General features: G+C 74.0%; 13 protein-coding genes. 6 read left to right on the top strand and 7 right to left on the bottom strand.

Going from position 1 to position 13,548, the window contains the following annotated elements:
- Positions 1–136: 136 nt before the first annotated feature.
- From ABZ930_RS14065 to ABZ930_RS14055, 3 genes are read right to left on the bottom strand one after another with little or no spacing between them, the layout of a single operon-like run.
- On the bottom strand, positions 137–1,498 hold the full coding sequence (locus tag ABZ930_RS14065; protein ID WP_361546587.1) for an MFS transporter: 1,362 nt from the start codon (positions 1,496–1,498) through the stop codon (positions 137–139).
- Between the two features lie 59 nt (positions 1,499–1,557).
- A complete protein-coding gene (locus ABZ930_RS14060; RefSeq protein WP_361546584.1) occupies positions 1,558–2,325 on the bottom strand; it encodes a glycerophosphodiester phosphodiesterase in 768 nt (255 codons plus the stop codon).
- Complete coding sequence (locus tag ABZ930_RS14055) at positions 2,322–3,005, bottom strand: hypothetical protein (protein ID WP_361546581.1); 684 nt, start codon at positions 3,003–3,005, stop codon at positions 2,322–2,324. The genes ABZ930_RS14060 and ABZ930_RS14055 overlap by 4 nt, the downstream gene beginning before the upstream one ends.
- A gap of 99 nt (positions 3,006–3,104) precedes the next feature.
- Here ABZ930_RS14055 and ABZ930_RS14050 point away from each other — a divergent pair, with 99 nt between their 5' ends.
- On the top strand, positions 3,105–4,604 hold the full coding sequence (locus ABZ930_RS14050; RefSeq protein ID WP_361546578.1) for a PLP-dependent aminotransferase family protein: 1,500 nt from the start codon (positions 3,105–3,107) through the stop codon (positions 4,602–4,604).
- 7 nt (positions 4,605–4,611) lie between these two features.
- Here the strand turns inward: ABZ930_RS14050 and ABZ930_RS14045 are convergent, their stop codons facing one another.
- Both ABZ930_RS14045 and ABZ930_RS14040 read right to left on the bottom strand, forming a co-directional pair.
- Positions 4,612–6,129, bottom strand: coding sequence for a hypothetical protein (locus tag ABZ930_RS14045; RefSeq protein ID WP_361546575.1), 1,518 nt, complete (start codon positions 6,127–6,129; stop codon positions 4,612–4,614).
- A 112-nt stretch (positions 6,130–6,241) separates the two neighbouring features.
- The gene (locus ABZ930_RS14040; protein WP_018534760.1) at positions 6,242–6,436 is read right to left on the bottom strand and encodes a hypothetical protein; all 195 of its coding nucleotides are present in this window, start codon (positions 6,434–6,436) and stop codon (positions 6,242–6,244) included.
- Positions 6,437–6,716: 280 nt separating this feature from the next.
- Here ABZ930_RS14040 and ABZ930_RS14035 point away from each other — a divergent pair, with 280 nt between their 5' ends.
- From ABZ930_RS14035 to ABZ930_RS14015, 5 genes are all read left to right on the top strand, one after another.
- Positions 6,717–7,109 (top strand): ankyrin repeat domain-containing protein, encoded by a 393-nt coding sequence (locus ABZ930_RS14035; protein WP_361546572.1) that lies wholly within the window; start codon positions 6,717–6,719, stop codon positions 7,107–7,109.
- 279 nt (positions 7,110–7,388) lie between these two features.
- Complete coding sequence (locus ABZ930_RS14030) at positions 7,389–8,801, top strand: HEAT repeat domain-containing protein (RefSeq protein ID WP_361546569.1); 1,413 nt, start codon at positions 7,389–7,391, stop codon at positions 8,799–8,801.
- Between the two features lie 151 nt (positions 8,802–8,952).
- Positions 8,953–10,077, top strand: coding sequence for a glycosyltransferase family 1 protein (locus ABZ930_RS14025; RefSeq protein ID WP_361546566.1), 1,125 nt, complete (start codon positions 8,953–8,955; stop codon positions 10,075–10,077).
- Positions 10,074–11,231: a glycosyltransferase gene (locus tag ABZ930_RS14020; RefSeq protein WP_361546563.1), complete on the top strand. Its 1,158-nt coding sequence runs from the start codon at positions 10,074–10,076 to the stop codon at positions 11,229–11,231. Before ABZ930_RS14025 ends, ABZ930_RS14020 begins: the two co-directional genes overlap by 4 nt.
- Positions 11,228–12,121, top strand: a complete 894-nt coding sequence (locus tag ABZ930_RS14015) for an SGNH/GDSL hydrolase family protein (RefSeq protein ID WP_361546560.1) — start codon at positions 11,228–11,230, stop codon at positions 12,119–12,121. Before ABZ930_RS14020 ends, ABZ930_RS14015 begins: the two co-directional genes overlap by 4 nt.
- On the opposite strand, the gene ABZ930_RS14010 is transcribed toward ABZ930_RS14015, so the two are convergent.
- The gene (locus ABZ930_RS14010; protein ID WP_361546557.1) at positions 12,089–13,060 is read right to left on the bottom strand and encodes an NAD-dependent epimerase/dehydratase family protein; all 972 of its coding nucleotides are present in this window, start codon (positions 13,058–13,060) and stop codon (positions 12,089–12,091) included. The two genes, ABZ930_RS14015 and ABZ930_RS14010, sit on opposite strands and share 33 nt — an antisense overlap.
- Positions 13,057–13,494 carry a MerR family transcriptional regulator gene (locus tag ABZ930_RS14005; RefSeq protein ID WP_361546554.1) on the bottom strand — a complete coding sequence of 146 codons (438 nt, stop codon included), beginning with the start codon at positions 13,492–13,494 and terminating at the stop codon, positions 13,057–13,059. The genes ABZ930_RS14010 and ABZ930_RS14005 overlap by 4 nt, the downstream gene beginning before the upstream one ends.
- Positions 13,495–13,548 lie beyond the last annotated feature (54 nt).

Below are 13,548 nucleotides of genomic sequence, written 5' to 3'. Positions count from 1 at the left end.
GAAATTGCCCTACCCACCAGTGCCCGGTTTGTCACATCCGACACCAGATGTCACCCAGCGTCTCAAATTCTTGACGTGCAGTAACGGTACGCCTGGCAGGCCAACCGCGTACACTACCGGCCTTTGCCTTCTGGTGCTAAATCCGGGTCGGTACAGGATTCCCCGCGTCGCGGATCGCCTGCCGGACAGGTACCCGCGCCAGCAGGACGAAACCGATCAGGAAGAAAGCCACCAGGGACACGATCGCGTCCCGGTAGCTGCCGGTCAGCTGGAACGCGAGGCCGAACACCAGCGGCCCCACCCAGCTCATGCCCCGGTCGCTCATCTCGTACGCGGAGAAGTACTCGGCCTCCTTGCCGGCCGGGACGAGGTGCGAGAACAGCGAGCGGGACAGGGCCTGGGTACCGCCGAGGACGAGCCCGATGCCGACCGCCAGGGCGTAGAACCATCCGGGCGAGTCCTTCGGCAGGAAATAGCCCGCCCCGATGGTCACCGTCCACGCCACCAGGGACCCGAGGATCGTGCGCTTCGCGCCGTACGCGCGCGCGAGGCGGCCCATCCCGAGCGCCCCGGCCACCGCCAGGACCTGCACCAGGAGAACGGCCGTGATCAGCGACGCCTGATCGAGGCGCAGTTCCTCGGAGCCGTACACGGACGCCTGGGAGATCACGGTCTGCACGCCGTCGTTGTAGACGAGATAGGCCAGCAGGAAGGAGAGCGTCAACGGATGGCGGCGCATGTCCTTCAAAGTGGCGACCAGCTGACGCAGCCCGGTCCCCGTCCGGGCACCGCCCTGGGCCGGGACCGAGCGCCGCTCACGCAGACGGCGTAGCGGGATCAGGGTGAACGCGCCCCACCAGAGCCCGGCGGAGGCGAGACAGATGCGCACGGCCGTCGACTCCGTGAGACCGAAGGAGTCGTGCGCCAGATACAGCACCAGGTTCACCACGAGGACGAGCGAGCCGGCCGCGTAGCCGAAGGCCCAGCCGCGCGACGACACGGCGTCGCGCTCCTCGGGAGGGGCGATCTGCGGCAGGAAGGAGTTGTAGAGCACCATCGACACGGCCAGCGCGGCGTTCGCCACCACCAGGAGCAGCCCGCCGAGCAGATAGCGGTCGCCGCCGAGGAAGAACATGGCCGTCGTGGCCGCCGCGCCGGTGTACGCGGAGAGCGCGAGCAGCGGCTTCTTGCGGCCCGACCGGTCGGCGGCCGCCCCCGCGAGCGGCATCACGAAGATCGCGACGATCACCGACAGGGAGACCGTGTACGCGAAGAAGGACCCGGCGCGCACCGGGATGCCCAGCGGGTGCACATAGCCGTCCGCGTCCGCCGCGGCCTTGGCGACCGAGGTGAGGTACGGGCCCAGGAACACGGTCAGGACGCTCGTCGAGTAGACCGAGCACGCCCAGTCGTAGAAGTACCAGCCGCGTTGTTCGCGCTTGCGGTCGGCCAGGGCGGTCGCGCCCGTCGCCGTCCCCTGCGCGGTGTCGGTGCCCACCCGTGTCCCCTTGTTGTCTTGTCGTCCCCGTATGTCCGGCGCACCGCGGGCGGTGGTCCTCAGACCCAGCTTCCCCGGTCCTTCAGGACGTCCCGCAGCGTCTCGATGTGATCGGAAACTATGCCATCGACCCCGAGGTCGAGAAGCCGCCGCATCTCGGACTCGTCGTTGACCGTCCAGACATGGACCTGGAGCCCGCGCGCGTGGGCGGCCCGCACGAAACGCTCGTCGACCACCCGGATCCGCCCGTGGGCGACCGGGACCTGGGCGCAGACGGCCGAGCGGCGCAGCCCCGCCGGGAGGCCGTACGACTTCAGGCGCAGGCCGAGCACGCCCTTGGTGCCGTACGAGGTGGCGAGGCGCGGCCCGGCGATGTCCTGCGCACGGGCGACCCGGCGCTCCGAGAAGGAGCCGACGCAGACCCGGTCCCACGCGCGCGTACGGCGGAGCAGGTCCAGCAGGGGGACGAGGGCCGGCTCGGCCTTCACGTCCACGTTCCAGCGGACGTCCGGGAACTCCTCCAGCAGATCCTCGAGGAGGGGGACCGGTTCCGCGCCCGCCACGCGCGCGTGGCGGATCTCGCTCCACGGCAGGTCGGCGATCCGGCCCCGCGCGTCCGTGACCCGGTCGAGGGTGGCGTCGTGGAACGCGACGAGACGGCCGTCGCCCGTCGCGTGCACATCGGTCTCGACGTAGCGGTAGCCGAGGTCCACGGCGCGCCGGAACGCGGCGAGCGTGTTCTCCAGACCGCCCGCCGCCCCGCCGCGGTGGGCGAGGGCGAGCGGTCCGGGATGGTCGAGATAGGGGTGGCGTACGGGGTCGGTCACCGTCGCAGTATCGCCCGCCGCGGTGACGCCCCGGCGGCCACGGTGGATCCGGCCGCCGGCGCGGGGGCGGCGAACACGCGCAGGAAGAACTGGGCCAGCGGGCCGATCGCCACCGCGTACAGCACGGTGCCCACCCCGATCGTGCCGCCCAGCAGGAACCCGGTCACCACGACGGCGACCTCGACGGCGGTGCGCATCAGACGGATCGAGCGGCCCGTACGCAGGTGCAGCCCCGTCATCAGGCCGTCGCGCGGGCCGGGTCCGAACTTCGCCGCGATGTAGAGACCGGTCGCCGCGCCGTTGAGCACGATCGCGAAGATCATCAGCGGAACGCGCACCCCGTAGGAGTGGACATCGGGGACCACGGCGAGGGTGCCGTCCATGGCGAGGCCGACGACGAACACGTTCGACACCGTGCCGAGGCCGGGCCGCTGGCGCAGCGGGATCCACAGGAGCAGCACGACCGCGCCCACGCCGATCGACACGACGCCGATCGAGACGCCGGTCAGCTCGGAGAGACCCTGGTGCAGCACGTTCCACGGCTCCAGGCCGAGCCCCGCCTCCACCAGGAGCGCCGAACTGGCGCCGTACAGAGCGAGACCCACGTAGAGCTGGAGGAGACGGCGGACGAGCGGGCCGCCGCCCGGTGCGGCCGGCGATGACGGCTCTGGCGCTGACAAGAGATGCCCCCTGTGGTGGTAGTGGACCGACTCATGACACTCTGTGGCCTGGAAACAGTCGTCAACCATGGCCAATTCCTGGAAGGTGGACTGGACCGCATGGCTCAGTGGACTTCGGCGATCGGCTCGGCCCAGCTCGCCCGGCTGCTCACCTCGCAGCAGGAGCGCCCGGCCGGCCCCGGCACCCGCCGCCCGCCCGCCTACCGGGCGCTCGCCGACGGCATCCGGCTGCTCGTCCTGGAGGGCCGCGTCCCGGTGGCCACCCGGCTGCCCGCCGAGCGCGAACTGGCCCAGGCGCTCTCGGTCAGCCGCACCACCGTCGCGGCCGCCTACGAGGCGCTGCGCGGCGAGGGGTACCTGGAGTCCCGCAGGGGAGCGGGCAGTTGGACGGCGGGTCCGGCCGGGAACCCGCTCCCCGCGCGCGGACTCGAACCCCTGCCGCCCGAGGACCTGGGCTCGATGATCGACCTCGGCACGGCCGCGCTGCCCGCCCCGGAGCCCTGGCTGACCCGCGCCGTGCGGGGCGCCCTCGACGAGCTGCCGCCCTACGCCCACACGCACGGCGACTACCCGGCGGGCCTGCCCGCGCTGCGCACGATGATCGCCGAGCGATACACCGCGCAGGGCGTCCCGACCATGCCCGAGCAGATCATGGTCACGACCGGCGCCATGGGCGCCATCGACGCGATCTGCCACCTCTTCGCGGGCCACGGGGAGCGGGTCGCCGTCGAGTCGCCCAGCTACGCGAACATCCTCCAGCTGATGCGGGAGGCCGGTCTGCGGCTCGTCCCCGTCGCCATGGCCGACCGGCTCACCGGCTGGGACCTCGACCGCTGGCGGCAGGTCCTGCGGGACGCCGCGCCGCGACTCGCCTACGTGGTCGCCGACTTCCACAACCCGACCGGCGCGCTCGCCGACGAGGAGCAGCGCCGCTCACTGGTCGACGCCGCCCGCTCGGCGGGCACCGTGCTCGTGGTCGACGAGACCATGACCGAGCTGTACTTCGACCGCGACCGGGCCATGCCCCGCCGGGTCTGCGCGTTCGACCCGGCCGGTTCGACGGTCGTCACGGTGGGCTCGGCCAGCAAGGCGTTCTGGGCCGGCATGCGGATCGGCTGGGTGCGGGCCGCGCCGGACGTGATCCGCAGTCTGGTCGCCGCACGCGCCTACGCGGATCTGGGCACTCCGGTCCTGGAGCAGCTGGCCGTGAACTGGCTGCTGAACACCGGGGGCTGGGAGGAGGCCGTGGAGCTGCGCCGCGGCCAGGCGCGGGAGAACCGGGACGCCCTCGTCGCCGCGCTGCGCCGGGAGCTGCCCGACTGGGAGTTCGAGGTGCCCGAGGGCGGCCTGACCCTGTGGGTCAAGGCGGGCGGGCTCTCCGGCTCGCGCCTCGCCGCCGTGGGGGAGCGGGTCGGGGTGCGGGTGCCGTCCGGGCCGCGGTTCGGCGTCGACGGCGCCTTCGAGGGCTATGTGCGGCTGCCGTTCACCGTGAGCGGCGCCGTGGCCGACGAGGCCGCCGCGCGGCTCGCGGCGGCGGCCCGGCTCGTGACGGACGGTCGGGGTGCGGGCGGGGACGTGCCGCGCACCCTGATCGCCTGATCCTCCGTCAGCGCTCCGCGAGCGCCTCGGCCTCGTCCGGAACCGCCTCGACAGCGGTCTCGGAAGCGGTCTCCGCCGGCGTGATCCGGTCCGGCAGCAGCGCCATCACGGCCTGCCGCTGTGCCTCGCTGGTCGCGTCGTCGTACGGGTCGGGCGTGGCCGGCACCTGGAGCCGGTGGACCGCACCCGTCCCGAGCCGGGCGTAGCCGCGGCCGGGCGGAACGTCGGAGGTGGGGGTGGTCGGCGGCTGGATGCCGAGGACGTCCTCCAACTCCTGCGAGGTGGCCGGACCGAGCACCACGCGCGCGCGGGTGTGCTGGAGCACCGGCTCGGTCAGGGCGTCGAGGCTGTCGAACTGCTCGGCCACGACGACCGTCACCCCGGCCGCGCGCCCGTGCCGCAGCGGCACCTGGAGCAGGCTCTGCGGATCCTTCCGGCCGTCCGCCGCGGCGAGGTGGCCCAGCGCGCCGGGCCGGTCGAGCAGGATCCACAGCGGGCGCTTGATGTCGTCCGGCGTGGGGTGGCCGGCCTGCCGCGCCCGGTTGGCCGCGATCAGTCGGCGCTCGGTCTCGTGCGCCGCCCATTCGAGGCTGGCGAGCGCGCCCGCGAGGCCGCACTCGACGGCGAGGACACCGTCCCGGCCGACCAGACAGGCGTAGTCGCCGGTGCCGCTGCCCTCGATGATCAGTACGTCGCCGTGCTGGAGGGCCTGCAGCGCGATCGAGCGCACGAGGGACGTCGTGCCGCTGCCGGGCTGACCCACGGCCAGCAGGTGGGGCTCCGTGGAACGGACGCCGGTGCGCCAGACGACCGGCGGCACGTCCCGCTGTTCCTCACCGTCCCGCACCGGCAGCGTGCGCTGCACCCCGGTCTCGTCGGTGAAGCCGAGGAGCGTCTCCGCGGGGGCGGTCACGAAGCGCTGGGCGGCGATGTGGGTGGGGAGCGGGGCGAGCACCGTCACGGTGAGGTGGTTGCCCTCCTCGTCCCAGGCGAAGTGGTACTCACGGCCGCGGCCCAGCTTGGCGCCGAGCAGCTGCTCGATCCGGGCCCGCGACTCCGCCTCGCCGTCGGCGAAGTAGGCCGGATAGCTGATCGTGAGCCGGTCGAAGCGGCCGTCGCCGTCGAAGTCGTACGTCTCGAAGGCCTTCTCCCACTCGCCGCCGTGGGCGTAGAGCGGGTTCGGGTCCTCGGCCACCGAGAAGTACGGGACGAGCGCCTCGTAGAGCGAGGAGAGGCGCTTGACCTGCGATTCGTCGGGTCCGGCCGGCGCTTCGGGCTGCTTGGGGTCGCGGCCCTTCCACGCGGCCGCCGCCATGACCGTGATGATCGCGAGCAGCGGCCCGTAGGGAATGAACACCACGACCAGGACCACGGCGGCCACCAGGAACAGCAGCGGTCCGCGCCGGTCCTTGGGGGTGTCCGTCCACTTGCGTCGTCCGGCGGCAGCCAGACGACGCAGTCCACGGGTGATCGTGATGAGCGGGTGGAGGACGTCGGTGGCGCCGTCGGCGGCCGTCCGTGCCATTTCCCGGCTCCGGGCGATGGAGGCGCTGCCGGTGCTCAGAATCCGGGGCAACGGGGAGTTGGGACGCCTGACCACGTCGGTCTCCTGAAGGTGTGTGCGGGTGGATGGGCCGTCAGAACTTGATCCCGCCGAGCAGGCTGGCGAGGCTCGCGCCGCCCGCCTTGATGCTCGGGGCGATGGCCGTGCCCGCCAGGTAGAAGCCGAAGAGGGCGCATACCAGTGCGTGCGAGGCCTTCAGTCCGTCCTTGCGGAAGAAGAGGAAGACGATGATGCCGAGCAGCACGACGCCCGAGATGGACAGGATCATGAGGGTTCTCCTGGTTGGTGGGGACAGTCACCATGAGTTCTTCCAGGCTCACAGCATGTATCTATACGACAAAAGGTGCAAATGGGTGTTTTTTCCCATGTTTCACCCGGTCGGCAGATGCTGATGGGGTGCCCGGGCGGGCTGCCGGACGGTCGTCCGTACTGCCCGTGATCTTTGCCTCACCGGGGTCGGCTCATGTGCCCCGGCGGGCAGTACCCTGGCGATTCACTCGTACGGCCGCACGGCTGTACCAGCACGGATGTGAAAGGCGGTTCGGCCGATGAGCGAAGCCCCCGACCAGGAGGTCGTGGAGCTGGCCACCAAGATCTTCGACCTCGCGCGCCGCGGCGAGACGGAGGCACTCACCGGGTACGTGGACGCGGGCGTGCCCGCGAACCTCACGAACGACCGGGGGGACACGCTCGTCATGCTCGCCGCGTACCACGGCCACGCGCCGACCGTGACCGCGCTCCTGGAGCGCGGCGCCGACGCCAACCGTGCCAACGACAAGGGACAGACCCCGCTCGCGGGCGCCGTCTTCAAGGGCGAGGAAGCCGTGATCAGGGCACTGCTCGCGGGCGAGGCCGATCCGGCCGCGGGGACGCCGTCGGCGGTCGACACCGCCCGGATGTTCGGCAAGGCGGAGCTCCTGGAGCTCTTCGGCGCCTCCTGACACACAGGCGCTGACCAGGAAAAACGGGGGTGCAGGAAATGTGGTCGCGGCGGGCGGAACCGCTGGGTCATGATGACGGCGTGATTTACGGACGTGATGGCGGGGCAGGTGCTGCCCACGTGCCACGCGGGCCGTAAGTGGCCCTGATCGGGCCTTGGACGAGAGGCAGAGAGATGGCTTACAGCAAGCAAGAGACGGCGGGCGCTCCGACGTGTTGTCGCGTGGCCAGGTAGTTGCGGATTCCCGGTTGCGTCGACGCTTGATGTGAGGCTGTTTCCCATGTTCGAACCGGTCATAGCGCCCAGCGGTACGCTGCTCGGCCTGCTGCAGCGAGGCCGCGGTGACGGCACGCTGCACGCGCTGACGGCGCCGCGGGACGAGGCGCTCGCGGCTCTCAATCACTGTGTGCTGAGCGACCCCCGCCACGACTGGCAGGTGGAGAACCGCTCGCTGTACTACGCCCGTCTCTACCTCGATCTCCACGGCGAGCTCGGGGAGATCGAGCGGCACCTCTTCGACCCCGACGACCTGCTCGACACCGACGAGTGCCGGACCGGGCTCGCCCTGTCCGTGCTCGGGCACCTCGCCTCCTACGGCAGGCGGGACGCCCTGGAGCTGCTGCGCAGGTACGCCGCCCTCGGCGGGAACTGGGCCTGGGCGCTCGACGAGCTGGCCCTGCGCGACGACGACGCGGGGCTGCGCGCCCTCGCCGAGCCGGTCCTCGCACGCTTCCCGCTGGACGCCGAGGCCGACCTGGTCGCGGCCGTCCGCGACGCCTTCGAGCCCCGCCCGTGGCGGCTGTGGGCCGAGGACCCGCGACCCCATATCGGGGCACGCGTGCGTGCCGCCCGGGAATCCGGCTCCTTCGACCGCTGGCAGCGGCAGATGCGGCCCTCGGGACCGCGCCCCGAATGGAGCGTGCAGGCGGTCTTCGACTGGGCGCAGCAGGGCTTCGAGCGCGGCGCGGCGCTGTACGTGCCGGCCGCCCGCTGCCTGACCGCCGTCGCGGGCCCCACCGACCGCGCCGAGATCCTGCGGGCCGCCCGCGAGGGCTCCGACGGAGCCCGCTGCACCGCCCTGCGCTACCTCACCGACACCCACGATCCCGACGTACTGGATCTCGTCGAGGCCGCCGTGGCCGCCCCCTCCCGAGTGGTGGTGGACGCGGCCGTGGACTGCTTCGAGCGGATGCGGTCCGTCGCCGCCGTGGAGCGCGCCCGCCGCTGGGCGCCCCGGCCCGACGTGCTCGGCGCCGCCGCCGGACGGATGCTCGCGTGCCGGGGCGGCACCCAGGACGGCGAGCTGGTCCTGACCGCCCTCAGGGAGGCCGTCCGCGGCGACGGCCCCGACGCCCCGACCCTCTGGCCGCTCGTCGACGGAGCGGGCCGCCTCGGCATCGTCTGCGCGGCCCCCGTCCTGCGGCACATCTACCGCGAGACCGCCTCGTCCCACGGACGCGGGCAGGCCGCCCGGGCCCTCGCCGCCACCGACCCCTCCTTCGCCGCCGGATTCGCCGTCGAATGCCTGTGGGACTGCGAGGAGTCCACCCGCGAGATCGCCGCACGGCACGCCGAGACCGGTGACGCCCGGGTCGTGGACCAGTTGCGCAGGCTCGCCGCCGACCCGGCCGAGGAGGCCGAGGTGCAGACCGCCGTACGCAGCAGGATCGGGCCGGACGCGACGGCCCTGTGACGCCCTGATGGACGGGAGGCGGCCCCTGGACGAGGGGCCGCCTCCCGCCGTTCCCCCAGGTGTCGCAGGGTGACGCAACGCTCACGGGACGTTCCACGGCGGGAAAGATCCACTTTGACGTGGGCACGCCGGACGGGGCGAGAACACCCGTATGCGAGTCGTCATCGTGACCGAGTCCTTCCCGCCCGACATCAACGGAGTGGCGCACTGCGCCCTGCAGACCGCCCGGCATCTCGCCGCCCGCGGTCACGACCCCCTTGTCATCGCACCCGCCACCGCGGCCGGCCCCGACGCGGACGCGGCCGCGCCCTGCCCGGTGGTCCGCGTCCCCTCCCTCCCGCTGCCCGGCTATCCGCAGGTCCGGGTCGCCCTGCCCAGCCGCCGCGTCACCCAGACCCTGGCCGCGCACGGCGCCGAACTCGTCCATCTGGCCAGCCCGTTCGTGCTCGGCGTGCGGGGCATGGCGGCCGCGGCACGGCTGCGGATCCCCGCCGTCGCCGTCTACCAGACCGATCTTGCCGGCTACGCCCGTACGTACATGGGGACCGGGGAGGCCACGGCCTGGCGACGAATCCGCGGGGTGCACGGCGCCGCCGACCGCACCCTCGCCCCGTCCACGGCGGCCCGGCGCGACCTGGAGGCGCACGGGGTGCCACGGGTGCGGCTGTGGCCCCGCGGTGTGGACGCCGTACGGTTCCGCCCCGAACTCCGCGACGAGCGGCTGCGGGCCGACCTCGCGCCGGGCGGCGAACTGCTCGTCGGATACGTGGGACGGCTCGCGCCCGAGAAGCAGGTGGAGCTCCTGGCGCGGGTCTGCGGGCGGCCCGGGGTACGGGTCGTGATCGTCGGCGACGGACCGAGCGAGGCGTCGCTGCGCAGCGTGCTCCCCGGCGCCCGCTTCCTCGGCCGGCGCACCGGCGACGAACTCGCCCGGATCTACGCCTCCCTGGACGTGTTCGTGCACACCGGCCCCTTCGAGACGTTCTGCCAGACCGTGCAGGAGGCCATGGCGAGCGGCGTACCGGTGATCGCGCCCGCGGCCGGCGGCCCGCTCGACCTCGTGGCCCACGGCACGACCGGACTGCTCGTGCCGCCCGGCGACGCCGGCGCCGTGCACGACGCGGTGGCGAGGCTGGCCGCCGATCCCGGGCTGCGGGCGGCCTACGGCGCCGCGGGCCGGGCGGCGGTCGCCGACCGGACCTGGTCGGCGGTGGGGGACCAGCTGATCGACCACTACGACGAGGTGCTGCACGCCCGGACGGCGGTGGCGGCATGAGCGGGGCACTGCGCATCGTGCGGCTCGCCAACTTCGTCACGCCCGCCTCGGGCGGCCTGCGCACCGCCCTGCGCGAACTGGGCGCGGGATACGCGGCCGCCGGACACGAGCCCGTGCTGATCGTGCCCGGGGAGCGGACGGCCGACGAGGAGAGCGACCAGGGACGCGTCATCACCCTGCCCGGGCGGCCGCTGCCGGGCACCGGCGGCTACCGCGTGCTCGCCGACCGGCAGTGCGTCACACGGCTGCTGGAGCGGCTGCGCCCCGACCGCCTGGAGGTCTCGGACCGCACGACCCTGCGCTGGACCGGCGAGTGGGCGCGGCGGGCGCGGGTGCCCGCCGCGATGGTCTCCCACGAGACCGCCCACGGCGTCCTGCGCGCCTGGGGCCTGCCCGAGGCGGCGGCACGACGGGCCGCCGACGCCCTCAACGCCCGTACGGCGCACGCCTACGCGCGCGTGGTGTGCACCACCGAATGGGCCGAGCGGGAGTTCGTCCGGCTCGGTGCCCGCAATGTGGTGCGGGCCCCGCTCGGCGTCGACCTCGTCGGCTGCCGGCCGCAGGCACGGGACGCGGGCGTACGGGCGCGCCACGCGCGCGAGGACGAGATCCTGCTCGTCATGTGCACCCGGCTGTCCGTGGAGAAGCGGCCCGGTACGGGGATCGCCGCGCTGGCGGCACTGCGCGCGACGGGCGTCCCCGCGCGGCTGGTGGTCGCCGGGGACGGCCCGCTGCGGGCACGGCTCCGGCAGCGGGCGCAGGGGCTGCCGGTGACGTTCCTCGGGCACGTCGCCGACCGGGCGGCACTCGCCGCGCTCCAGGCCACGGCCGATGTGTGCCTGGCGCCCGGCCCCGCCGAGACGTTCGGCCTCGCCGCCCTGGAGGCACTGGCCTGCGGGACACCGGTCGTCGTCAGCGCGTCCTCCGCGCTGCCGGAGGTCGTCGGCGCGGCCGGCGCCGTGGCCGCCGACGACGGAGCCGCCTTCGCCCGTGCCGTACGCGAGGTGCTCGCGCGGCCCGAGCGACAGCGCCGGGAGGCCGCACGCGCGCGTGCGGAGTGTTTCGGATGGGGTGCCGCGGTGGACGCCTTCCTCGCGGCCCACGACGCGGCACCCCTGAGGGCCGGGGTCCCCGCGGTGCGGGAGCCGCGATGAAACCGCTGCGGTTCGCCGCGCTCGGCGACTCCCTCACCGAAGGCATCGGCGACCCCGTCGGCGGCGGCCGGTGGCGGGGCTGGGCCGCGCTGCTCGCGGCCGGGCTCGCGCCCGCCCACGTCCCCGTGGAGTTCCGGAACCTCGCGGTGAGCGGGGCGCAGACGGGTGACGTCCTGGAGCGGCAACTGCCCGCCGCGCTGGCCTTCGCCCCCGACGTCGTCTCGGTCGTCGTCGGCGTCAACGACACCCTGCGCCACACCTTCGACATCCAGGCGGTGGCCGCCCGGCTCGACACCGTCTACGGCGCGTTCGGCGACCGGGGCGCGGTGCTCCTCACCGCCTGCCTGCCCGACCCGGGCGCGCTGCTCGGGCTGCCCGGGGCCCTGGCCCGCCCGCTCGCCCGTCGGCAGCGCGCGGTGAACTCCGTCGTCCACGTCCTTTCCGAACGCCACGGCGCGGTCCATCTGCACGCCGCCGAGGGCGCCGGGGTGGCCGACCGCGCCCTGTGGAGCGCGGACCGGCTGCACCCCGGGGAGCGCGGACACCGCCTCCTCGCCGCCCGTTTCCACGCCCTGCTCACCGCGTCGGGGGTGGCGCACGGCCCGGCTCCCGGCACCGAACCCGACGGGCCCGCGCCGTCCCGCACCGCCGGCTGGTGGTGGCTGGCCACCGCGGGCACCGGCTGGGTCGCCCGGCGCTGCACCGACCTGCTGCCCCAACTCGTCGCCCTGGCCGCGGACGAGGTGCGGCACGGGCTGCGCGGGACCGGCGCACGGCTCGACCTGCGCGCGTCGGCGGGGGTGGCGGCGGCCCTCTCCGCGACCTCCGTCGCCGCCGAGCGGTGCGTGCCGCGCCGGTCAGTCCTCGAGCAGCCCGAGGGCGCGCAGTGACGCCGTCGAGTCCACGAGCGTCGTCGCCACGTCGCGCGGCTGCCAGCCGAGCTCCGTGCGGGCCCGGTCGTTGTGGATGACCGGGCGGGGCAGCGGGGCGCCCGGCGCCTCCTCGGCCGGTACGCGCGCGGCGAGCGGGCCGAGCCGGTCGCGCAGGACGGCCGCCAGTTCGACGAAGCTGAGCGTCGGACCGTTCGCGACGGCCAGGAAGCGCCGGCCCGCCGCCTCGGGAGCGGCCATCGCCCGCAGATGCAGGTCCGCCACGTCGCGGACGTCCACGACGCCGAAGCGGGCCCGTGGGGCCACCGGCATCGCGCCGTCGAGCATTGCCTTCACCAACTGCATGGAGGAGCCGAGCGTGGCCGTCAGGGTGGGCCCGAAGATGCCCGTCGGGTTGACCACGACGAGCTCGGTGCCGCCGCCCGACTCCTCCATCAGCTCCCACGCGGCCCGCTCGGCGATCGCCTTGGACCGCGGATAGGGCGCGAGCCCCGGGGTGTCGGGGTCGGTCCAGTCCTCCTCGTCGAACTCGGCGCCGGGCTTGGGCGTGTAGCCGACCGCCGCGAACGACGAGGTCAGCACGGTGCGCCGGACGCCCGCGGCGCGTGCCGCCCGCAGCACCCGCAGGGTGCCCTCGCGGGCCGGGACGATCAGCTCGTCCGGGTCGTCGGGCTGGACGGCCGGGATCGGGGAGGCCACGTGGTGCACCTCCGCGCAGCCGGCCACCGCGGCGGGCCAGCCGTCGTCGCTCATCAGATCCGCCGCGACGACCTGGAGCCCGGCGTCGTCGGCGCCCCCGCGCCGCACCGCCGCGCGCACCTCGGCCTCGCGGGCCGTCGAGCGCACCGTGGCCCGCACCTCGCGCCCGGAGCGCAGCAGGGCGGCGATCAGCTGCGTGCCCAGATAGCCGGAGCCGCCGGTCACCAGAACCCGGCTCATCGCAGCACCTCCAGACGGCGCGCGGCGTCGAGGGACCGCTGCGTCGCCGCGGCCTCCGCCGCTTCGTCGCCGCGCTCACGCGCGTCCCACAACGCGGCCTTCTCCCGCAGATAGCCGAGCCGGGCGCGCTGCGCGGCGATCTCCTCCTCGATGCGCGCCGCGTGGCGCAGCAGAAGATCGCGCTGCTCGGCGGCGGCCGTCCGGCCGCGCGCCCGGTTGGCCTGGTAGGCGCGCATGTCCTCGATGCTCATGCCGACCGCGCGCAGACAGGCCAGCGCCTGGAGGAGATCCAGGTCCTCCTCGGCGTAGCGGCGGTGCCCGCTGCGCTCGTCGCGGCCGACCGGGCCGATCAGCCCCACCTCCTCGTAGTAGCGCAGAGTGGGCTCGCTCAGTCCACTGCGCCGCGATACGTCCTGAATCGTGTAGCTCGACATGTCCGGCAGCAGAACACACTTCAAGCGCTTGAAGGCAAGTGCGAACCCACCGTG

This window comes from Streptomyces sp. NPDC046716, assembly GCF_040645755.1.
Lineage (GTDB): Bacteria > Actinomycetota > Actinomycetes > Streptomycetales > Streptomycetaceae > Streptomyces.
This window is presented reverse-complemented; position numbering and strand designations above follow the sequence as displayed.